Below are 21,915 nucleotides of genomic sequence, written 5' to 3'. Positions count from 1 at the left end.
GCTTGAGCCATGTGCTCGCGGGCGGATTCCACCTGACTTCACGGGAGTTCCGCCATGTCCGTCTCCACCGTTGCCGCCGCCCCGTCCGTTTGTGCCCCGCTGCCCGTTCTGGGCCGGGACGTCACCGTTCCGCTCGTCACCGGGGGCGAGGTCGCCTACGCCGCGCTCGACTACGCCGCCAGCGCCCCGGCGCTCCAGCGGGTCTGGGACGACGTCGCCGCCTACGCGCCCTACTACGGCAGCGTTCACCGCGGAGCCGGGTACCTGTCCCAGCTGTCGACCGACCTGTTCGAGAACGCCCGCCGGACCGTCGCGGAGTTCCTCGACTGCCGGGACGGTGACCAGGTGGTCTTCACCCGGTCCACCACCGACTCCCTCAACCTCCTGGCCGCCGCGCTCCCGGCCGGCTGCCAGGTCTTCGTCTTCGAGACCGAGCACCACGCCTCCCTGCTGCCCTGGCGCGACGCCCGCGTCACGTATCTCGACGCCCCGCGCAGCCCCCGCCAGGCCGTCGAGACCCTGGAGCGCGCCCTCGCCGACCGTGACCCCTACGGGCCGGCCCTCGTCTGCGTCACCGGCGCCTCCAACGTCACCGGCGAGCTGTGGCCCGTACGGGAACTCGCGGCGGCCGCGCACGCGCACGGCGCCCGGATCGTGCTCGACGCCGCCCAACTGGCCCCGCACCACCCCGTGTCCGTCGCCGACCTCGACGTCGACTGGGTCGCCTTCTCCGGGCACAAGCTGTACGCGCCCTTCGGGTCCGGCGTCCTGGCAGGGCGGGCCGACTGGCTGCGTGAGGCCGAGCCGTATCTCGCGGGCGGCGGCGCCAGCCGCAAGGTCACCCGGCGCACGGACGGGGGAGTGGACGTGGAGTGGCACGACAGCGCCGCCCGTCACGAGGCCGGATCGCCCAACGTCATCGGCGCCTACGCCGTGGCCTCCGCCTGCAAGGCGCTGACGGAGGCCGGCTTCGACACCCTCGTCGCCCGCGAGCAGTACCTGGTCGCCAAGGTGCGCGAGGGGCTCGCCGACGTCCCTCAGGTGCGGTTCCTGTCCCTCTTCGGGGACGACGCCCCGCGCGTCGGTGTGCTCTCCTTCGTCGTCGAGGGCTGGAACAGCTCCCACTTCGCCGCCGCGCTCTCCGCCGAGTACGGCATCGGCGTGCGGGACGGGCTGTTCTGCGCCCACCCGCTGGTGCGCACGCTGCTCGGCAGCGACCCGCAGACGCAGGGCGAGTGCGGGTCGCCCGAGGCCGCGCCCGGCGAGAAGTCCCTCAACGCCATCCGGGTCAGCTTCGGCGCGGGCACGCCGGACGAGCACGTGGAGCGGTTCGTGCGGGCCGTGCGGGAGCTCGTGACGGACGGGGCGCGGTGGAACTACCGCACGGAGGACGGGCGTTGCGTGCCGGACACCTCCGCCTGAACGGGTTCGGACACCGGAGGCAGCCGGGTGCCGAGGACGATCATCCGCAGGGCGCGTTCCGTGGCGTCGGTGAGCAGTTCGCTCGCGCGCGGCAGTGCCTCGGCCGGCTCCTTCGGGGCGGGCAGGATGCCGTGGCAGGCGTCCACGCCCGCACCTCGTGCGCGCCCTCGCCGAGCATGCCCGCCAGGGCCAGGACCGGGCGGCCGTAGAGCTTGGCCCGGCGGGCCACTTCGGCCGGGACCTTGCCGCGCGGCGTCTGGTGGTCCAGGGCGCCCTCGGCGGTGATCACCAGGTCGCGCGGGCCGGCCGGGCGTCCAGGTCGAGGTGGGCCAGCAGCACGTCGAAGCGGGGGAGGAGACGGGCGCCGAGGGTGGCGAGGCCGGCGCCCAGCCCGCCGGAGGCCCCGGTTCCGGGACCGTGCCGGAGGTTGGTGTCCGGGACGGCGACATCGCGGGTGAGGACGAAGGCCCAGTTACCCGGGCCATGCCCCGCTCGCCGCACAGCACGTTGTACGGGTTGCAGGCGACGAGCAGCTCCACATCCGCCAGGCGGGCGTCCAGGCCCCTCGGGTCGACGCGGTGCAACCGCGTCAACTCCCGGCCCCGGAATGTGAGTTCCTTGCCCCACTCGTCCAGCAGCCGGGCCCCGAACGCCTGGAGCGCGCCCGCGCCGCCGCCGCAGCCGACGAGGATCCGCCTCACGCCCCGGTCGAGCGCGGAGCGGATCAGCTCGCCGACGCCGTAGGTGGTGGTGCCGCCCGGGTCGCGCGGGACGAGGGAGAGGCCGGTGACCACCGCCATCTCCACGACCGCCGTGTCCCCGGAGCCCAGCGGGGTGAAGCGGGGGCCCACGGTCCGGAGGACGCGGCCGAGTCGACGATGCCGCGCTTGGCGGCGGGGTCCTCGTGCAGGGGCAGGGCCTGCCGCCGGCGGATCTGCCGGGGCGTGCCGCCCGCCCCGCCGACCAGGCCGGTCAGCTCCTCGTCCGCGTCGGGGTTCTGCCGTTCCAGGAACATCGTCAGCAGCCGGTCCGCGTCGGTGAACGGCCGGCCCGTCCGAGGATCCCGGCCCCGCTCCTCGACGTTGGCGAACTCGCCGGTCTCCTGCGTGAGCAGGCGGTTGCCCAGCGGGCTCAGTACGACCGCGGAGAGGGCGGCCATGCGACGGGAGAATGCCATGTGCCTGATCCTGCGGACGGAACCCGGAGCGAATGATGATCCCGGATGAGGAACTCTTCATCCGGGGCCCGGCAGGCTGGACGGCTCTAGTTGTCCAGCCCGATCGAGAACGCCGCCTCCAGGTCGTGCTGCGAGTAGGTACGGAACGCCACGTGCGTGTCCGTGCCCTCCACGCCGGGGATCTTGCTGATCCGGCCGGGGATGACCTCCGCCAGGTCCTCGTGCTGCTTCACCCGGACCATCGCGATGAGGTCGTAGGTGCCGGTGACGGAGAAGACCTCGCTGACGCTGTCCAGCGCCGCGATCGACTCCGCGATCTCGGGGATCCGGTCCACGCTGGTCTTGATGAGGACGATCGCGGTGATCACGGCTGGTTCTCTCCCTCGGGGGCCGGAGCAGGGGCGGACTTCACTCTAGTGGGACCGGCGGGACGGCCGTAGCGGACCGACGCGTAGCCGAAGCCGAGGCCGAAGCCCACCAGGTGGGCGAGGTAGGCCACGCCCGGCCCGTCCGGGGCCCGCCCCGCCGCCAGCCACTGGAGCGCCGCCCAGAACGGCAGCACGACCCAGGCCGGGAAGCGCACCGGCAGGAAGAAGAGGAACGGCAGGAGACTGGTCACCCGGGCCCGGGGGAACAGGTAGAGGAACGCACCGAGGACCGCCGAGATCGCCCCCGACGCACCGACCAGGGACTGCTCGGAGTCCGCGTTGGCGGCGGCGTAGCCCAGCAGGGCCAGAGAGCCGCAGCCGACGTAGAACAGGGTGAACTGCACCCGGCCCATCCGTTCCTCGGTCATCGCCCCGAAGACGTAGAGGAAGAGCATGTTGCCGAGCAGGTGCACCCAGCTGCCGTGGACGAAGAGGGCCGTCGCGGGGGTGAGGGCCGATCCGGCGGACCCCTCGAACAGTTCTGCGGGGATCACGCCCCAGCGCCGGAAATAGGCCCGGTGCGCGGCGAGCAGCTCGTCGCCCGTGCCGTACGCCGGACCGAGCCCCGAGGCGGGACCGGCCAGGAAGACCGCGCAGCACAGGGCGATCAGTGAGTACGTCACCGGCGCCGACGACCCCCGGAACGTTCTGCCGGCCCGGACGATCGACGCACTCCACTTGCTGATCATGGCTACAGAGCATGACGTAACCGGACGCAACCGCACAGACCGCCTCGCCGCCGTGGGCGCGTGGGCGGCGAGGACCCGCCAGGCCGTAGGGTTACGAGCCACACGCACCGGATGCCGGTGGCGTCACGGACACTAGAAGGAAAGAGAACAGGCCACGATGACGGTTCCCCTGCCGACCGCCGAGACGCGGTGGCGCTGCACCCTCTGCGGCAACCTCACGAGGTTCGACGTGACCCGCTCCTCGAAGGTCGTCGAGTACGTCCACCTCGACCTGGCCGGAGAGCCGAAGGTCGAGGAGCGCGAGGTGCTCAGTGAGACCATCGAGTCGGTGCGCTGCCGCTGGTGCAACGCGGTGGACCAGGTGGAACTCGTGGACAGGCCGGGTGCCGGCTCCTGAGGGGAGCTGGCCCCGCACAGGCATTGGGGTGTGACGGATGGTGGAGACCACAGGCGGGGGGCCGGGCGACGGCGCCGCCGAGGTGCTCGACCGTCCGCTGCCCGACGGCGTGCGCCGCAGAGTCGTCCAGATCGTTTCCGACGGCTTCGGTTCGCTGACGGTCGGCGAGCTGCCCGCGCAGCTCAGGCAGTACGCCCGGTTCGCCCCGAACCGCCGGACCAAGTTCGCGGGCAACGCCATGGCCGCGGCACTGGAGACCGACCCGCTGTTCCGGCAGCGCATCGGGGAGAAGCTCAGAGAGACCCAGCCGGAACTGACCGGCGCCCTCGACTCAGGCTCCCCGCCCCCGGCCGCGGACCCGCTCGACGTGGCGGCCGCGGCCTACGTACTGCGGCCCCACGGCTGGGTGAAGCTCGTGGCCGCCGCCGGCGAGGAGGCCCAGCGGGCCGACGCCGAGCGGGCCGACGAGGAGAACCGGGCCGAGCTGGAGCGGCTGCGCACCGAGCTGGCCCGGGCCCGCGACCACACCAGGGCCGAGACGGAGCGGCTGCGCACGGAGCTGGATTCGGCCAAGAAGGAAGCCGAGTCGCTGCACCGCAAGCTGCGCGCCGCCCTCAGTGACGTCAAGCGCGGCGAGGCAGCCCTGCGCAAGGCGCACGGCGAGATGGAGGCTGTCCGGGCCGAGGGGCAGGCCCAGGTGTCCGCCGCCGAGAGCGAGAGCCGGCGGCTCAAGGCCCGGCTGGGGGAGACCGAGGCCGCCCTGGAGGCCACGCGCCGGGCCGCGCGCGAGGGCCGCAGCGTCGAGGACATGCGGGTACGGCTGCTGCTGGACACCCTGCTGGACGCCACCCAGGGGCTCCGGCGCGAACTGGCCCTGCCGCCGGTGTCCGTGCGGCCCGCCGAGACCGTGGACGCCGTCGAGCCGGACCGGATGAGCCCCAAGGACATCGCCGCCCGCGCCCTGTCCGAGGACGACCCGCAGGTCCTCGACCAGCTGCTGGCGCTGCCGCAGGCCCATCTGGTCGTCGACGGTTACAACGTCACCAAGACGGGTTATCCGCAGATGCCGCTGGAGAAGCAGCGCCTGCGGCTGCTGGGGCAGCTCTCACAACTGGCGGCGCAGAGCGGCGCCGAGGTCACGTGCGTCTTCGACGGGGCCGAACTGGCCGCGCCGGTCCTGCTCGCGCCGCCGCGCGGAGTCCGGGTGCTGTTCTCGAAGCCGGGCGTCACCGCCGACGAGCTGATCCGCCAGCTGGTGCGCGCCGAACCGCCCGGCCGGCCGGTCATCGTCGCCTCCACCGACCGCGAGGTGGCCGACGGCGTGGCCCGCGCGGGCGCCCGCCCGGTGGCCTCGGCGATGCTGCTGAAGCGCCTTTCGCGGGGCTAGCAGCTGTTCGCACCATGCGTAACGTACGGGCTTCATGCCCGAATTGGTGAGGTCTGTGTGCCACGTTGCGTCAAATGGGGCTCACCGCCTGTGAGTCAAGGGGAAAAGATGGCTCACTGTGACGCAATTTTTCAGCTGAGGATTTGAACTGATCACAGGAAGGTCACTAGGGTCAGGCCGAACCTCCGCTCGGGTGATCACTCATCGGGAGAGACGGCGGAGGGGCCAGAAGGAGCTTTTCACCCGTGGCGTCCCACCGTCGTCCCAAGCAGCCGAGCCGCGCACGTGTGACCGTGTTGACCACCGCCGCCGCAGCTGCCGTCGCCTTCAGCTCGCAGGCCGCCAACGCGGCCCCCAGTGAGAAGCCGAGCAAGGACGAGGTCAAGGCCAAGGTCGACAAGCTCTACGAGCAGGCGGAGCAGGCCACCGAGAAGTACAACGGGGCCAAGGAGAAGCAGGAGAAGCTCCAGAAGGAGATCTCCACGATCCAGGACAACGTCGCCCGCGGCCAGGAGGAGCTCAACGAGCTGCGCGACAGCCTGGGTCTCGCGGCCGCGTCGCAGTACCGGACCGGCTCCATCGACCCCTCCGTGCAGCTCTTCCTCTCCGCGAACCCGGACGACTACCTCGACAAGGCCTCCACGCTCGACCAGTTGAGCAGCCAGCAGGTCGAGGCGCTGAAGAAGGTCCAGGAGAAGCAGCGCGAACTGGCACAGGAGCGCGCCGAGGCCTCCGAGAAGCTCAAGGACCTCGCCTCCACCCGGGCCGAACTCGGCAAGAAGAAGAAGGAAGTCCAGGGCAAGCTCGCCTCCGCGCAGAAGCTGCTCAACAGCCTCACCGCCGCCGAGAAGCAGGCACTCGCCGCCGAGCAGGACCGCGCCAGCCGTGACAGCGAGCGCGACGCCCTCACCGACAACGTCCCGCCCGGCTCCGGCCGCGCCGCCGCGGCCTATGCCTTCGCGCAGAGCCAGCTCGGCAAGCCCTACGTCTACGGCGCCACCGGTATGAGCTCCTACGACTGCTCCGGCCTCACCTCCCGGGCGTACGCCGCGGCCGGCGTGCAGATCCCGCGGACCTCCGAGGCGCAGGCCCAGTACGGCACCAAGATCTACTCGGTCAGCCAGCTCAAGGTCGGCGACCTGGTCTTCTTCTTCAACGACCTGCACCACGTCGGCCTCTACGCCGGCAACGGGCAGATCATCCACGCCCCGCGCACCGGCACGGTCGTCCGCTACGAGTCGATGGACACCATCGGCGGCCCGTTCATGTTCGGCGTCCGCGTCTGATCCCAGCGCCCGGGAGTCCCCGGCGTCTCCAAGATCAGGACACCGTGTCCGCCGTTCGGGCGAATCACGCCAACTTCGAGTGAGCCCACGCCCCGCCAGTGACCTGCGTCAGTGGCGGGGCGTCGTGCCGCATACCCACGGATGGTCGTTGGCGGTCCCCCGTCGCGGGGCTACTGTCTGCCGCGTTTCCTAGTCCGCCAGCGGAAGGAGAGCGGCTTCCCGTGGGGTCCCATCGTCGCCTTGCACCGTCCGGGTTCGACCGGAACGCCAGTGTCGCGGTCAGCTTCCTTTCCGTCGCGGCCGCCGCCCTGGGCGCGGTACCGGCCCCAGCCGCACCGTACGACGACACCCGGGCCACGGTGGACCGCCTCTACGAGCAGGCCGAGAAGGCGACGGAGGCCTACAACGAGGCCGATGAGCGCGCCGACCGGCTGCGCGACGAGGTCGGCACCGCCCGGGACCGGATCGCCCGGCAGCAGCAGCGCATCAACTCCATGCGGGAGTCGCTCGGTTCGCTCGCCGGTGCCCAGTACCGGTCGGGCGGCATCGACCCGTCCCTCGCCCTGCTGTTCTCCGACGACCCGGACGACTACCTCGACAAGGCCTCCCGGCTGGACCGCATCACGGCCCACCAGGCCGGTGAGCTCAAGGAGCTTCAGCAGGCCATGCGCGAACTCGCCCAGGACCGTGAGGAGGCCGCCGGCAAGCTCCGCGAACTGGAGAAGAGCCGCGAGGCCGTCGCCGCCCGCAAGAAGACCGTCGAGCACAAGCTCGCCGCGGCCCGGCGGCTGCTCAACTCCCTTCCGGACAGCGAGCGTGACGCCTACGGCCGCGCCTCCCGCTCCGGCCGCGACGGCATCCCCGGCCTCGGCGGCGCCACCGCCGCCTCGGGACGCGGAGCCGCCGCCGTCGCCGCCGCTCGCAGCGCGCTCGGCAAGCCCTACATCTGGGGCGCCAACGGCCCCTCCGGTTTCGACTGTTCGGGGCTGACGCAGTGGTCGTACGCGCAGGCCGGGGTCTTTCTGCCGCGCACCTCGCAGGCCCAGCGGTACGCCGGCCGGCAGATCCCGCTGTCCGAGGCGCGCCCCGGCGACCTGGTCGTCTACCGGGGCGACGCCAGCCATGTCGGGATGTACATGGGCAACGGCCAGGTCATCCACGCGCCCTACCCCGGCGCGCCCGTGCGCTACGACCCGGTCGGGATGATGCCCGTCTCGTCGGTCACCAGGGTCTGACCGGCGCGGCCCGGCGCCCGTACGATCGGGACCGTGGCTGGTCGAAGGTCGAGGTCCCCGGTGGTGGCGCTCGTCGTGCTGCTCGTCGTCCTGACCGGATGCGGCGGCCGGTCCGCCGCCGACAGCGCCACGGCGGACGTCCAGCGGCTCCTCGACCGGCGGGCCGCCGCGGTCCTCGACCACGACGAGCGGTCCTACGCGCGCACGGGCACGGGGGCGGATTTCGCCCGGGTGCGCGCGCTGCCCCTGGCCGCCTGGTCGTACCGCGTGACCGGCCTGCACCGCACCGGCGACACCGCCACCGCCGACGCCGAGCTGCGCTACCGCGTCGCGGGGTACGACCGGGCGCCGGTGACCGCCGGCCGCACCCTGCGGCTGAGCCGCGACGCGGACGGGCAGTGGTCGGTCGACGCCGACCGGCCCGCGAGGAAGTCCGCCCAGCAGCTGTGGGACCAGGGCGCCGTACAGGTCGTCCGGGGCGAGCGCAGCGTGGTCCTCGGCGTCGGACAGTCCGGCCGGTCGCTGCGCGGCTTCGCGGACCTGGCCGACCGCGCGGTGCCCGCCGTCTCTCAGGCGTGGGGCACGGACTGGGGCCGGCGCGTCGTCCTGCTCGTACCGAAGTCGCTGGAGGGGATGGCGGGGCTGCTCGGCTCACCCGCCTCCTCCTACCGCGGGATCGCGGCGGTCACCACCGGCGAGACGGGAGCACCGGCGAAGGCGCCCGCGGACCGCATCATCGTCAACCCGGACGCGTTCGCACTCCTCGGGACCCTCGGCGAGCAGGTCGTCGTCACCCACGAGACGACCCATGTCGCCACCCGCGCCCACACCACCCCCGCCACCCCGCTCTGGCTGTCCGAGGGCTACGCCGACTGGGTCGGCTACCGGGCCGCCGGCCGCACCCCGCCCGAGGCCGCGCCCGAACTGTCCCGCGCGGTGACCCAGGGCCGGATCCCGTCCGCCCTCCCCGGCGACAGGGACTTCGGCTTCACCGGCGATGCGAGCCGCCTGGCCCGGGCCTACGAGAGCGGCTGGACGGCGTGCCGGCTGATCGCCGACCGCTGGGGCGAGGCGCGGCTGGGCGCGTTCTACCGGGCCGTCGGGGAGCACCGGAAGCGGGCTGGGGCGGTGGAGGAGGCGATGCGCGACGTGCTGGGGACGACGCCGGAGGCCTTCACGGCGCAGTGGCGGGACTATCTGCGGGTCCAGCTGGGCTGACCGCCCGCGGTCTCACTCAACCCGGCTGTTCGAGCAGCGCGATGGCCTCCCGCAGCCAGGACCGTTCCGCTTCGCCCGTCGCCCGGGCGACCCGCAGTATGCCCTGGCGGAACAGGTCGTCCGTCTCCTCGGCGCGGACCGGCTTGCCGGACTCGTAGAAGAAGCTCGCCGGGGTCTGAAGGAACTCCAGCCGGCGGCGCAGCACCGCGGCCTGCTCGTGCCGGTCGGGCAGGTGGCGCAGGAACGCCAGGACCGTGTTGAAGCGGACGTGGTCGGTGATCTCGGTCTGCTTCGGGCGGCGCAGCCGCTCCAGCAACTCCTCGTGGCCCTTGCCGGTGAGGGCGAGGATCCGGCGCGGGGCCGCGCTCGCGCCGGGCTCGGTGCGCTGGTCGAGCAGGCCCGCCCCGACCAGGCGGGTGATCGCCGGGTAGAGCGCGCCGTCGCTGACCGGCCGGACATGGCCGGTCAGCGCCTTGATGCGCTCCTTGAGCTCATAGCCGTGCAGCGGTTCGTCGGCCAGGAAGCCCAGGATCGACAGCTCCAGCATGGTCCTCCTCGTCCTCCTTGCGGCGCCGTGAGACGCCATGCTACCTCTTATCGAGCTACCTCGAATCGAGGTTCAGTCGGTCTCAGGGGGGACAGTCACCGTGAACGCCCACCGCAAGCAGCTCCTCCAGCTCGCCCGCCCCGTCTACTTCTCGCTCCTGGCGTCCGTCGCCGCCGGGATCATCAACACCATCTGGGTCGCCCGGCTCGGCGGTCCGGCCGTGGCCGCCGTGGCCGTGGCGACCACCACGGAGAACGTGCTGCTCGGCATCGCCCTGGTCTTCGGCTCCGGCACGACCGTGCTGGTCGCCCACGCCCGGGGCGCCCGCGACCCCGCCGCCGTACGGGCGGCCGTGCGCGGCGGCTGGGCACTGTGGGCGCTGGTGACGCCCCTGGTGGTGGCGGGCGGCCTGCTGGGGCGCGAACCCCTGGCCCGGCTGGTGCTGGGCGGGGCCGACAGCGCCGCCCTCCCGCTCGCCGTCTCCTACTTCACGCTCTCCATGCCCGGCACGGCCGTCTTCTTCGCCCAGCAACTCGTCGACGGCATCCTCAAGGGCACCGGCGACACCCGGACCCCGATGCGGCTCGCCCTGCTCTCCAACGGTCTGATCCTGGCCCTCGACCCGTTCCTCATCCACCTGCACGGCGTCCAGGGCGCCGCCGCCTCGACGGTGCTGTGCCGGACCGTGGCGCTCGGGGCGGGACTCGTCGCGGTCCGGCGCACCGCACTGCTGCGCAGCGCCCGCGGAGCGGCACCGGCGGAGCCCCTGGCCGTCTCCCTGCGCCGGACGCTGACCACCGGCCTGCCCATGTCCGCCGACTTCACCGTGCGGCAGACCGGCACCCTGGTCCTGGTCGCCGTCGTGGCGCGGCTCGGGGTGACGGCGGTGGCCGCGTACTCGATCGCCTACAAGGTCATGTACGTGGCGACCATGGCCTTCTACGCCGTGCGCCAGGCCGCGTCCATCCACACCGCGCACACGCGGGGCGAGGGAAGGGACGCGCGGCGGGAGATCGGGCGGCAGGCGGTGCTGGTCTCCGGAGCCATCGGCCTCGCCGCGGCCGTCCTGCTGGCCGTCGCCGCCCCGTGGCTCATGGCAGCCTTCGGCGCCGGACCCGGGGTCGCGGGCGAGGGTGTGCTGTTCCTGCGCTGCGTCGGGCCCTACCTGCTGCTGATGGCCTGCCTCATCGCGCTCGGCGGGGTCTTCGAGGGCGGCGGGGACGCCCCGAAGCTGCTGCGCGTCACCGTGCTCGGGACGGCTCTCCAGCTGGCGCTCGCGTACGGCCTGACCGGGCTCGGGCTGCCCGGTGTGTGCCTCGCGCTGGCGGTGGCGACGGCGGTGCAGTGCGCGCTGGCGGGCGTGCTGTTCCGGCGGGCCCCGGCTCAGGTGGAGACCGGGGTCTCGTCGGTGCGGGTGGTGGGCTGAGCGGGCACCGGAGCGGGGGCCGTGCGCGGTACCGTCGCCCGCCACAGGGCGCGGGCCGCGAGGAGCGTGGCGGCGACGAGCAGGCCGTTGCGCAGGAGCAGCAGGGTCAGGCCGAGGCTGTCACTGGCCACCACGTTGGCGAAGTAGAGCGGGAACTCCAGCACCGTCACGAAACACGCCACCAGGACGAGCCCGACCGGCAGCCGCATCCGGCTCCCGGGGAAGTACAGGCAGACCGCGGCCAGCCCGACCAGCCAGACCATGTACTGCGGGCTGATCACCCGGCTGGTGGTGGTGAACATCAGCACCGCCACGAAGGCCGCGTCGGCGACCGTGTGCTCCTCGAAGGTCCGGGCCAGCAGCCGCCACAGCACCAGCCAGCCGAAGGCCGCCCCCGTCAGGAACAGCGCGCCCGTGCTCACCTCGCGCACGTACGGCCCGAGGAACTCGATCGAGCCGTAGTTCAGCCGCACCTCGCCCCGCCAGCCGAAGCGCCGGGCGACATGGAAGACCAGCGCGCCCAGCGACTCCACCTCGGTGCCCCGGTCGCGCTGGGAGGTCAGGAAGGTGAACGCCCCCGGCGCGGCCAGGGCGCACACGCCCGTCACCGCGACGCCGGTGACCAGGGCCGACACCCAGGAGGCGGGCCGGCGGGCCGCCAGCAGGAGCATCGCCGGCCAGACCTTCAGCAGCGCGCCGAACGCGGCCAGCACCCCCATCACCTTGGGGTGCCGGGCGCCCGCGAGCAGCGCCGCCACGGCCACCGCCGTGACCATCACGTCGTAGCGCGCGTACACCGTCGGCCCGAGCAGCGGCACGCCCGCCACCCACACCCAGGCGCCGCGCAGCGACCTGCCGGGGCGCCGGCCCGCGTACGTCAGCAGGGCCAGGACGGCCAGGTCGGTGACGCAGACCAGCACGAAGAACGCGGTCGCGTAGGGCAGGAAGGGCAGCAGGCCGGGGGAGAGGATCGCCAGGGCGGCGGCGGGCGGGTACTGCCAGGTGACGTCGTCCTGAGGGAACGTTCCGCTGCTCAGGACGTTGTACCAGCCCTGGTAGATCACGGACACGTCGCTCGTCACGTCCGGGCCCGGGAAGACGTACACCTTCAGCACGAACAGCAGCAGCATCAGCCTCGTGAGACCCCAGGCCACCAGCAGCCATGCCAGGGACCGCTTCGCGCCCGTCGTCCTCACCGAATCCCTGCCCGTCCGCGTGCCGTGTCGAGGAGGCCATGATGTCCCCGACAGCTGTGAGGGTGCCACACCCGGCGGCGCGTACGGCCGCGCGGGGCGGTTCGGTAGGGTCGGCGGCGTGCGCAAGACCCTGATCGTGACGAACGACTTCCCGCCCCGGCCGGGCGGCATCCAGGCGTTTCTGCACAACATGGCGCTGCGGCTGGACCCGCAGCGGCTGGTCGTCTACGCGTCGACCTGGAAGCGGAGCCGGGAGGGCGTGGCGGCGACCGCCGCCTTCGACGCCGAGCAGCCCTTCACCGTCGTACGGGACCGTATGACCATGCTGCTGCCGACGCCGGGTGCCACCCGGCGGGCCGTCGGGTTGCTGCGGGAGCACGGGTGCACCTCGGTGTGGTTCGGGGCGGCGGCTCCCCTCGGCCTGATGGCACCGGCGCTGCGCAGCGCGGGCGCCGAACGGCTGGTCGCCACCACGCACGGCCACGAGGCCGGCTGGGCACAGCTGCCCGCCGCCCGGCAGCTGCTGCGCCGGATCGGCGACTCCACGGACACGATCACCTACCTCGGCGAGTACACGCGCTCCCGGATCGCCGGCGCGCTGAGCCCGCAGGCGGCCGCGCGGATGGCGCAGCTGCCGCCGGGCGTCGACGAGAAGACCTTCCACCCCGGCTCGGGCGGCGACGAGGTGCGGGCCCGGCTGGGCCTGACGGACCGCCCGGTGGTGGTGTGCGTCTCCCGGCTGGTGCGGCGCAAGGGCCAGGACACCCTGATCCAGGCCATGCCCCGGATCCTGGCGGCCGAGCCGGACGCCGTGCTGCTGATCGTCGGGGGCGGCCCGTACGAGAAGGACCTCCGCAGGCTGGCCCACGACACGGGCGTCGCCGCCTCGGTCCGCTTCACGGGCCCGGTGCCCTGGTCCGAGCTGCCCGCCCACTACGGCGCCGGCGACGTCTTCGCCATGCCCTGCCGGACCCGCCGCGGCGGACTGGACGTCGAGGGCCTCGGCATCGTCTACCTGGAGGCCTCGGCGACGGGCCTCCCGGTCGTCGCCGGCGACTCGGGCGGCGCCCCGGACGCGGTCCTCGACGGCGAAACGGGCTGGGTGGTGAGAGGAGGCTCCCCCGATGAGGCAGCCGACCGCATCACCACCCTTCTCGGCGACGCCGACCTGCGCCGCAGCATGGGCGAGCGGGGCCGCGAGTGGGTCGAGGAGAAGTGGCGCTGGGACCTCCTCGCCGAGCACCTGAAAAACTTGCTGTAGATGCTCAGGGGCGCGGGGAACTGCGCGACAAGCCACAACGAACCCGCACCCGCCCACAACGATCAAGCGGCACCCCACTAGGCGGAACCCAAAAATCCGCTGATGCTGCGCACATGACATCAAACCTGACACAGCGTCAGCTGACAAGACGTCAGATCCTGGGCATGGCAGCCCTGCAAACCGCAGCCACCCTGGGATTCACCCGCATCGGCCTCGATTCCGCCCGAGCGGCGCAGCCCGACGCAGTGGACACCGCCCCCGCCATCGTCATCGGCTCCGGCTACGGCGGCGCCGTAGCCGCCCTCCGCCTCGCCCAGGCCGGCATCCGCACCCTCGTCCTGGAAATGGGCCGGCTCTGGAACACCCCCGGCCCCGACGGAAAGATCTTCTGCTCCACCCGCACCCCGGACCAGCGCTCCATGTGGTTCCGCACCCGCACCGAGGCCCCCCTGGGCACCTTCCTCTGGCTGGACGTCGTCAACCAGGACATCGGCCGCTACCCGGGCGTCCTGGACCGCGTGCACTTCGCGCAGATGTCCGTCTACGTCGGCCGGGGCGTCGGCGGCGGCTCACTCGTCAACGGCGGCATGGCGGTCACGCCGCCCAGGGCCTACTTCGCCGAGCAGTTCCCCACCGTCGACGCCGACGAGATGTACGGCACGTACTTCCCGCGCGCCCGCGCCGCCCTCGGTGTGAACACCGTCGACCCGGCCTGGTTCGAGTCGACGGAGTGGTACCGCTTCACCCGCGTCTCCCGCAAGCACGCCGAGAAGACCGGCCTGCGCACCACCTTCGTGCCGAACGTCTACGACTTCGGCCACATGGCGCGCGAAGCGGCCGGCACCGCCCCGAAGTCGGCCCTCGCCGGCGAGGTCATCTACGGCAACAACCACGGCAAGCGCAGCCTCGACAAGACCTACCTCGCCACCGCGCTCGGCACCGGCCACGTCACGATCCACACCCTGGAGAAGGTCCGCGCGATCAGCCGGGCGCCGGACGGGAGCTACGTCCTGACCGCCGACCGCGTCGACGAGACCGGCCGGGTCGTCGAGACCAAGGAGTACGGCTGCACGTACCTCTTCCTCGGCGGCGGCAGCCTCGGCACCACCGAACTGCTGCTGCGCGCCCGGGAGACGGGCACCCTGCCCGACCTCGCCCCCAGCGTCGGCGCCGGCTGGGGCACCAACGGCAACGTGATGCTCGGCCGGGCCAACCACCTGTGGGACACCGTCGGCGCGAACCAGTCGACCATGCCGGTCATGGGCATCGACGACTGGGCCAACGCCGACAACCGCGTGTTCGCCGAGATCGCCCCGCTGCCGACCGGGCTGGAACACTGGGTGAGCCTCTACCTGGCGATCACCGGGAACCCGGAGCGGGCGTCCTTCTCGTACGACACGGGCTCGGGTGAGGTGCGGCTCGGCTGGACGGCCGCCCACAGCGCGCTCTCCGTCGCCATGGCCAGAAAGCTGTTCGACCGGATCAACGCGGCCAACTCGACGATCTACCGCTACGACCTGTTCGGATCGAGCAGCAAGGTCTTCGCCGACGACTTCACCTACCACCCGCTCGGCGGCTGCGTACTGGGCCGGGCGACGGACGACTACGGGCGCGTGAAGGGCTACCCCAGGCTCTACGTCACCGACGGCTCGCTCGTGCCCGGGTCGATCGGGGTCAACCCCTTCGTGACCATCACCGCGCTCGCCGAACGCACGATGGCGCGGGTCCTCGCCGAGGACACCGCGCCATGAACGCCCCAGGAAAGACCTGCTACTTCGCGTAGATCGCCTCGACCTCGTGCGCGTAGTCCTTCGCCACCACGTTCCGCTTCAGCTTCAGTGAGGGGGTCAGGTGGCCCGACTCCTCCGTGAACTGGGAGGACAGAATGCGGAACTTCCGCACCGATTCCGCCTTCGACACCGCGGCGTTGCCGTCGTCGACCGCCGCCTGGATCGCGGCCAGCAGGTCCGGGTCCTCGCACAGCGACGCCGCGGTGGAACCCGCCGGCTTGCCGTGGTCCGCGCACCAACGGCCCAGGAACTCCTCGTCGACGGTGATCAGCGCGCCCACGAACGGCCGCCCGTCGCCCACCACCATGCACTCCGCGACCAGCGCGTGCGCCCGGATGCGGTCCTCGATCACGGCCGGGGCGACGTTCTTGCCGCCCGCGGTGACGATGATCTCCTTCTTGCGACCGGTGATCCTCAGGTACCCGTCCTCGTCGAGGGTGCCGATGTCACCGGTGTGGAACCAGCCGTCGGCCAGCGCCTCGGCGGTCGCGGCGGGGTTGTTCCAGTACTCCTTGAACAGGTGCTCGCCGTGCAGCAGCACCTCGCCGTCGTCGGCGATCCGCACCACCGAGCCGGGCAGCGGCTGGCCGACCGTGCCGATCTTCTGCCGGTCCCAGGGGTTGAACGCGGTGGCCGCGCAGGACTCGGTCAGGCCGTAGCCCTCCAGGACCGTGAAGCCGATGCCGCGGAAGAAGTGGCCGAGGCGCTCGCCCAGCGGGGCGCCGCCGGAGATGGCGTACTCGCCCCGGCCGCCGAGGACCGCGCGGAGCTTGCTGTAGACGAGCTTGTCGAACGTCTTGTACTTGATCTTCAGGCCGAGGGACGGGCCCGACGGGGTGTCCAGCGCCTTGCTGTACGCGATCGCCGTGTCGGCGGCCTTGTCGAAGATCTTGCCCTTGCCGTCGGCCTGCGCCTTGGCGCGCGCCGAGTTGTAGACCTTCTCGAAGACGCGCGGCACCCCGAGGATCAGGGTCGGGCGGAACGCGGCCAGCTCGTCGGTGAGGTTCTTGATGTCCGGGACGCAGCCGAGCTTGATCGGCGCCATCATCGGCGCGATCTGCACGAGCCGCCCGAAGACGTGCGCGAGCGGCAGGAAGAGCAGCACCGAGCACTCGCCCGTGCGGAACAGCGGACGCAGCCGCTCCACGATGTTGCCGCACTCGGCGAAGAAGCTGCGGTGGGTGAGCACACAGCCCTTGGGGCGGCCTGTGGTGCCCGAGGTGTAGACGATGGTCGCCGGGTCGTCGGCCTTGGCGATCGAGCTGCGCTCCTCGACCGTCTGGTCCGTGACGTCCTGCCCGAGCCGGCCCAGCTCCTCGATGCCGCCGGCCTCGATCTGCCACACGTGCTTGAGCGCCGGCAGCCGGTCACGCACCGACTCGACGGCGGCCGTGTGACCGTCCGACTCCACGATGCACGCGGTCGCGCCCGAGTCGCCGAGGATCCACTGCACCTGCTCCGGCGAACTGGTCTCGTACACCGGCACGGTCACCGCGCCCGCGCTCCAGATCGCGAAGTCCAGCAGCGTCCACTCGTAACGGGTGCGGGACATCAGGCCCACCCGGTCGCCCGGCTCGACCCCGGCGGCGATCAGCCCCTTCGCGGCCGTGTGCACCTCGGCGAGGAAGGCGGTGGCCGTGACGTCCTGCCAGGTGCCGCCGACCTTGCGGGCGATGACGGCGACGTCCGGGTGCTGCGCGGCGTTTCTGCGGACGATGTCGGTCAGATTGCCGTCCGCAGGGACCTCGTACAAAGCCGGAAGGCTGAACTCGCGCAAGACTGCTGCTCCTCATAGGGCGCCGGCGCCACGACGTTGTGTGATGCGACGGTCCGGTCCAAGGCTCGGGCAGGTGCTCCGGCATTCACTTGTTGAAATGCAGAGCACGACTGGACTGCCCGGACGTTACCCGCCGGTATGGGTTCTCCGACAGGGGGTCCCGTCGAGATGTTCGCTGCGTCACACAGTTGGGTATTCCTTTGCGCACAGTAGTCCACGTGCTAACTGACTGGCCAGTAACCGCAGGTAGGGCCGCCACTGTTCACAACTGTGCCGCTCGACCTACCCTTGATCACCATGGCACCCACACCAGCCGGAAACCACAGGACGCGCGTGCACGTGGTCAGCGACGTGCACGGCAACGCCCGTGACCTGGCCAGGGCCGGCGAGGGCGCCGACGCCCTGATCTGCCTGGGCGACCTCGTCCTCTTCCTCGACTACGCCGACCACTCGCGCGGTATCTTCCCCGACCTGTTCGGCGTCGAGAACGCCGACCGCATCGTCGCGCTGCGCACCGCCCGGCGCTTCCAGGAGGCGCGGGAGCTCGGGGCCCGGCTGTGGGCCGGCGTCGGCGAGGACCGCGCCTCGGTGATCGAGAAGGCGGTGCGCAAGCAGTACGCCGAGATGTTCGCCGCGTTCCCCACCCCTACGTACGCGACCTACGGCAATGTCGACATGCCGCCCTTGTGGCAGGAGTACGCCGGGCCCGGCACGACCGTCCTCGACGGCGAGCGCGTCGAGATAGGCGGCTGGGTCTTCGGCTTCGTCGGCGGCGGCCTGCGGACGCCGATGCGGACGCCGTACGAGATCAGCGACGAGGAGTACGCGGCCAAGATAGAGGCCGTCGGCGAGGTCGACGTGCTGTGCACGCACATCCCGCCCGAGGTTCCCGAACTGGTCTACGACACGGTCGCGCGCCGCTTCGAGCGCGGCAGCCGGGCCCTGCTGGACGCCATCCGCCGCACCCGGCCCCGCTACTCCCTCTTCGGGCACGTCCACCAGCCGCTGGTGCGGCGGATGCGGATCGGGGCAACCGAGTGTGTGAACGTGGGGCACTTCGCGGGGACCGGGACACCGTGGGCGCTGGAATGGTGAGGACGTCCCAGGTCGGGTGAGATCGGCGGGTCCCGTGCGCGGTAGCCTTCACGCTGCACACGCTTGCGCACGACGACCTCATACCGGCCCGTATCTGGAGGAGCCACGGCGATGGCGGAACACACCAGCTCGAGCATCACCATCGAGGCGGCCCCGGCCGACGTCATGGCGGTCATCTCCGATTTCGCCCGCTACCCGGACTGGACCGGCGAGGTGAAGGAGGCCGAGGTACTCAAGACCGACGAGCGGGGCCGTGCCGAACAGGTCCGGCTCGTCATGGACGCGGGGGCGATCAAGGACGACCAGGTCCTCGCGTACACGTGGACCGGCGAGAACGAGGTCTCCTGGACCCTCGTGAAGTCCCAGATGCTCCGGTCCCTGGACGGCACGTACTTGTTGAAGCCGGCGGGGGCGGGTGGCACGGAGGTCACCTACGCGCTGACCGTGGACGTCAAGATCCCCATGCTCGGCATGATCAAGCGCAAGGCGGAGAAGGTCATCATCGACCGGGCGCTGGCGGGTCTGAAGAAGCGCGTGGAATCGGGCAAGTAGGGGTCGCGCCGTAGCGGTGCCTGTGCCGTACCGGGTGCGGGCCCGTCGTGGCTGGTCGCGCAGTTCCCCGCGCCCCTGGGGTGCCTCGGCTGCGGGCTGCGGACCCACCCGGCCCGAGCGCCAACGCCCGGTACCGTTCACCCTCATGCGCACCATCCTGATCACGGGCCCCGGCGGCAGCGGCCGTACCACCCTCGCGGCCGCGACCGCCCTGGCCGCGGCAGCGAAGGGCACCCGCACCCTCGTCCTCGGTACCGACCGCACGGACACCCTCGGTACCGCCCTGGGCACCCCCACCGGCCCCGAGCCGGTCAAGGCCGCACCCGGTCTCACGGCCTGGCGCCCCGACCCCGCCCAGGACTTCCGCACGGACCTCACCGCCCTCCAGGACCGCGCCTCCTCCGCCCTGGACCTCCTCGGCGCCTCCCGCCTCGACCCCGAGGAACTCAGCCCCCTCCCCGGAGCCGAGGAACTCGCCCTCCTGCGCGCCCTGCGCGACGCCGCGCTGTCGGGGTCGTACGACCTGCTCGTCGTCGACCTGCCCCCGGCCCCGCAGGCCCTCGCCCTGCTCGCCCTGCCCGAGGAACTCCGCCGCTACCTGCGCCGTCTGCTCCCGCCCGAACGCCAGGCCGCCCGCGCCCTGCGCCCCGTCCTGGGCCGGCTCGCCGGCGTCCCCATGCCCGCCGAGTGGCTGTACGAGACGGCCGCCCGCTGGGACCTTGAGCTGGCCGCCGTCGAGGCCGTCGTCGCCGACCGCGACACCGTCGTACGACTGGTCGCCGAGCCCGGCCCGGCCGGTGCCGACGCCCTCCGCACGGCGCGCCTCGGACTCGCCCTGCGCGGCCTGCGTACCGACGTCGTGGTCGCCAACCGCGTCCTGCCCGAGGCGTCCCCGGACACCTGGCTGGCCGGCCCGGTCGCCCAGCAGCGCAAGACACTGGACGAGTGGCGGGAGTCCTACGACGTCCGGACCGTCGCCCACCTGGGACGCGACCCGGTCGGCGCCGACGACCTGGCCGCCCTCGCCGCGCCCGGCGTCGACCCGGACGCCCCCGTCCCGGCGGTCGAGTGGCCGGTGGCCGACCGGCTCGGCGAGGACGGGGTGCTCGTCTGGCACATCCCGCTGCCCGGCGCCCTGCGCGAGGAACTGGACCTCGTGCGGCGCGGCGACGAACTCGTCGTCACGGCGGGGCGTTTCCGCCGAATCGTTCCGCTGCCCTCCGCGCTGCGCCGCTGCACCGTCGACGGGGCCGCCCTGCGCGAGGGCGAGCTGCGCATCCGCTTCGCGCCCGACCCGAAGCTCTGGCCGCAGACGCGGTGAGGGGGTATGAGAGGGGGTAACGTCGGAGAGACGAACCGTAGTCAGGAGTCCGTCATGAGCGAAGAGCTCCCCCCGTCCGACGCCGCCCGCGACGAGGCCGCGGACGAGGTGCGGGCGACCGACGCCGACGCCGACGCCTGGGCGACCGCGTGCGCCGAGGACCTCGAAGCGGAGAAGGCCCGCCGCCGAGCCGAGTACGGCCCGCCCCCGGGCTCCGCGGCCGAGGAACTGAAGAAGCTCGTCGACGCCGTCGCGGACAAGCTGTCGGGGATCCAGTCCCCGCTGTTCGGCGCCGTCGCCGGGCCCGCCGCCGAACAGGTCGTCCGCCAGGTCGTCCAGCAGGCCAAGGCCGCCGTGGAACCCGTCATCGAACGCAACCCGGACGTCTTCGACCACCTGGCAGCCGCCGGGAACGAACTGCTCGCCGCCTACCGCTCCGCCGTCGAGGCCCAGGAGCGCCGCTGGACCGGCCGCGACGACCGGATCGACCCGCGTGACCTGGACGAACGCCATGACCGGGGCGACGACGCCGGTCCCGGGGAGCGCATCGACCTGGACTGAGCCCCGCCTCCTCTTCACGAGCCGCGACCGGCGTGCCGCCGCCGGTCCTGCCCAGCGTGCGGACGACAGCGAACCCGACGGCGTGCCTCGGGTACCGTTGGCCGTAGCGGGGCTCGACCGAAACTGAGGGATTCATGGGACTCACCATCGGCGTCGACATCGGCGGCACGAAGATCGCGGCCGGCGTGGTCGATGAGGAAGGCAACATCCTCTCGACCTTCAAGGTGCCGACCCCGGGCACGCCTGAGGGCATCGTGGACGCCATCGCATCGGCGGTGGAAGGCGCACGCGTCGGGCACGACATCGTCGGCGTGGGCATCGGCGCGGCCGGCTATGTGAACCGGCAGCGCTCCGAGGTCTACTTCGCGCCCAACATCCACTGGCGCAACGAGCCGCTCAAGGAGAAGGTCGAGGCCCGCGTGGGCCTCCCGGTGGTCGTCGAGAACGACGCGAACGCCGCGGCGTGGGGCGAGTACAAGTTCGGCGCCGGCAAGGGCCACCGCAACGTCATCTGCATCACGCTCGGCACCGGCCTCGGCGGCGGCATCATCATCGGCAACAAGCTGCGCCGCGGGCACTTCGGCGTGGCCGCCGAGTTCGGTCACATCCGCATGGTGCCGGACGGCCTGCTGTGCGGCTGCGGCTCGCAGGGCTGCTGGGAGCAGTACGCCTCGGGGCGGGCGCTGGTGAGGTACGCCAAGCAGCGCGCCAACGCCACTCCCGAGAACGCCGAGATCCTCCTCGGCCTCGGCAACGGCACGCCCGACGGCATCGAGGGCAAGCACATCTCCATGGCCGCCCGCCAGGGCGACCGCGTGGCCGTCGACTCCTACCGCGAACTGGCCCGCTGGGTCGGCGCGGGCCTCGCCGACCTCGCCTCCCTCTTCGACCCCTCCGCCTTCATCGTCGGCGGCGGCCTCTCCGACGAGGGCGAACTGGTCCTGGGCCCGATCCGCAAGTCCTACAAGCGCTGGCTGGTCGGCGGCAACTGGCGCCCGGTCGCCGAGGTCCGCGCGGCGGAACTGGGCAACAAGGCCGGGCTGGTGGGAGCGGCGGACCTGGCCCGGGAACCCGACCCGATCATGTAAACGCCCTTCTTTTTTGCTTTTTTGGGGGCGCGGGGAACTGCGCGATCAGCCACAGACGACCG

19 protein-coding genes and 1 pseudogene are annotated in these 21,915 nt (G+C 72.3%); 14 read left to right on the top strand and 6 right to left on the bottom strand.

Annotated features, from left to right (window positions below):
• Positions 1-54 precede the first annotated feature (54 nt).
• On the top strand, positions 55-1,422 hold the full coding sequence (locus tag QF034_RS10670; protein WP_307174707.1) for an aminotransferase class V-fold PLP-dependent enzyme: 1,368 nt from the start codon (positions 55-57) through the stop codon (positions 1,420-1,422).
• Here QF034_RS10670 and QF034_RS10665 read toward each other — a convergent pair.
• The 3 genes and pseudogenes from QF034_RS10665 to QF034_RS10650 form a co-directional block, all read right to left on the bottom strand.
• A pseudogene (locus QF034_RS10665) lies at positions 1,377-2,437 on the bottom strand (glycerate kinase family protein). The gene QF034_RS10670 and the pseudogene QF034_RS10665 sit on opposite strands and share 46 nt — an antisense overlap.
• 248 nt (positions 2,438-2,685) lie before the next feature.
• A complete protein-coding gene (locus QF034_RS10655) occupies positions 2,686-2,967 on the bottom strand; it encodes an Lrp/AsnC family transcriptional regulator (protein WP_097216160.1) in 282 nt (93 codons plus the stop codon).
• On the bottom strand, positions 2,964-3,716 hold the full coding sequence (locus QF034_RS10650) for a rhomboid family intramembrane serine protease (RefSeq protein WP_307174705.1): 753 nt from the start codon (positions 3,714-3,716) through the stop codon (positions 2,964-2,966). The genes QF034_RS10655 and QF034_RS10650 overlap by 4 nt, the downstream gene beginning before the upstream one ends.
• 157 nt (positions 3,717-3,873) lie before the next feature.
• Here QF034_RS10650 and QF034_RS10645 point away from each other — a divergent pair, with 157 nt between their 5' ends.
• The 5 genes from QF034_RS10645 to QF034_RS10625 all read left to right on the top strand — a co-directional run bounded on the left by QF034_RS10645 (position 3,874) and on the right by QF034_RS10625 (position 9,239).
• Positions 3,874-4,113, top strand: coding sequence for a hypothetical protein (locus QF034_RS10645; RefSeq protein ID WP_003989675.1), 240 nt, complete (start codon positions 3,874-3,876; stop codon positions 4,111-4,113).
• Between the two features lie 37 nt (positions 4,114-4,150).
• Entirely contained in the window at positions 4,151-5,500 is a 1,350-nt protein-coding gene (locus QF034_RS10640) for an NYN domain-containing protein (RefSeq protein WP_307174704.1), read from the top strand.
• Positions 5,501-5,745: 245 nt separating this feature from the next.
• Entirely contained in the window at positions 5,746-6,786 is a 1,041-nt protein-coding gene (locus QF034_RS10635; protein ID WP_306967642.1) for a C40 family peptidase, read from the top strand.
• Positions 6,787-7,007: 221 nt separating this feature from the next.
• Entirely contained in the window at positions 7,008-8,021 is a 1,014-nt protein-coding gene (locus QF034_RS10630; protein ID WP_307174703.1) for a C40 family peptidase, read from the top strand.
• 33 nt (positions 8,022-8,054) lie between these two features.
• Positions 8,055-9,239: a hypothetical protein gene (locus tag QF034_RS10625; RefSeq protein ID WP_307174702.1), complete on the top strand. Its 1,185-nt coding sequence runs from the start codon at positions 8,055-8,057 to the stop codon at positions 9,237-9,239.
• Positions 9,240-9,255: 16 nt separating this feature from the next.
• Here QF034_RS10625 and QF034_RS10620 read toward each other — a convergent pair whose 3' ends face one another.
• Positions 9,256-9,786: a PadR family transcriptional regulator gene (locus tag QF034_RS10620; RefSeq protein WP_307174701.1), complete on the bottom strand. Its 531-nt coding sequence runs from the start codon at positions 9,784-9,786 to the stop codon at positions 9,256-9,258.
• Between the two features lie 100 nt (positions 9,787-9,886).
• Here QF034_RS10620 and QF034_RS10615 point away from each other — a divergent pair, with 100 nt between their 5' ends.
• A complete protein-coding gene (locus QF034_RS10615; protein WP_307174700.1) occupies positions 9,887-11,212 on the top strand; it encodes an MATE family efflux transporter in 1,326 nt (441 codons plus the stop codon).
• Here QF034_RS10615 and QF034_RS10610 read toward each other — a convergent pair.
• A complete protein-coding gene (locus QF034_RS10610) occupies positions 11,170-12,408 on the bottom strand; it encodes a glycosyltransferase 87 family protein (RefSeq protein WP_307174699.1) in 1,239 nt (412 codons plus the stop codon). The two genes, QF034_RS10615 and QF034_RS10610, sit on opposite strands and share 43 nt — an antisense overlap.
• 118 nt (positions 12,409-12,526) lie before the next feature.
• On the opposite strand from QF034_RS10610, the gene QF034_RS10605 reads away from it, so the two are divergent.
• Both QF034_RS10605 and QF034_RS10600 read left to right on the top strand, forming a co-directional pair.
• Entirely contained in the window at positions 12,527-13,669 is a 1,143-nt protein-coding gene (locus QF034_RS10605) for a glycosyltransferase family 4 protein (protein ID WP_307174698.1), read from the top strand.
• 113 nt (positions 13,670-13,782) lie between these two features.
• Complete coding sequence (locus tag QF034_RS10600; RefSeq protein WP_503167791.1) at positions 13,783-15,420, top strand: GMC oxidoreductase; 1,638 nt, start codon at positions 13,783-13,785, stop codon at positions 15,418-15,420.
• A 19-nt stretch (positions 15,421-15,439) separates the two neighbouring features.
• Here the strand turns inward: QF034_RS10600 and QF034_RS10595 are convergent, their stop codons facing one another.
• Positions 15,440-17,236, bottom strand: coding sequence for an AMP-dependent synthetase/ligase (locus tag QF034_RS10595; protein ID WP_307174696.1), 1,797 nt, complete (start codon positions 17,234-17,236; stop codon positions 15,440-15,442).
• 297 nt (positions 17,237-17,533) lie between these two features.
• On the opposite strand from QF034_RS10595, the gene QF034_RS10590 reads away from it, so the two are divergent.
• From QF034_RS10590 to QF034_RS10570, 5 genes are all read left to right on the top strand, one after another.
• Positions 17,534-18,331 carry a metallophosphoesterase family protein gene (locus QF034_RS10590; protein WP_082319876.1) on the top strand — a complete coding sequence of 266 codons (798 nt, stop codon included), beginning with the start codon at positions 17,534-17,536 and terminating at the stop codon, positions 18,329-18,331.
• A gap of 111 nt (positions 18,332-18,442) precedes the next feature.
• The gene (locus tag QF034_RS10585; protein ID WP_306967651.1) at positions 18,443-18,883 is read left to right on the top strand and encodes an SRPBCC family protein; all 441 of its coding nucleotides are present in this window, start codon (positions 18,443-18,445) and stop codon (positions 18,881-18,883) included.
• A 145-nt stretch (positions 18,884-19,028) separates the two neighbouring features.
• The gene (locus QF034_RS10580) at positions 19,029-20,204 is read left to right on the top strand and encodes an ArsA family ATPase (RefSeq protein WP_307174695.1); all 1,176 of its coding nucleotides are present in this window, start codon (positions 19,029-19,031) and stop codon (positions 20,202-20,204) included.
• Positions 20,205-20,258: 54 nt separating this feature from the next.
• Complete coding sequence (locus QF034_RS10575) at positions 20,259-20,765, top strand: DUF5304 domain-containing protein (protein WP_307174694.1); 507 nt, start codon at positions 20,259-20,261, stop codon at positions 20,763-20,765.
• A 134-nt stretch (positions 20,766-20,899) separates the two neighbouring features.
• Entirely contained in the window at positions 20,900-21,853 is a 954-nt protein-coding gene (locus QF034_RS10570) for an ROK family glucokinase (RefSeq protein ID WP_307174693.1), read from the top strand.
• Positions 21,854-21,915: the final 62 nt, after the last annotated feature.

The organism is Streptomyces africanus (genome assembly GCF_030816955.1).
Classification (GTDB): Bacteria; Actinomycetota; Actinomycetes; order Streptomycetales; family Streptomycetaceae; genus Streptomyces; species Streptomyces africanus.
This window is presented reverse-complemented; position numbering and strand designations above follow the sequence as displayed.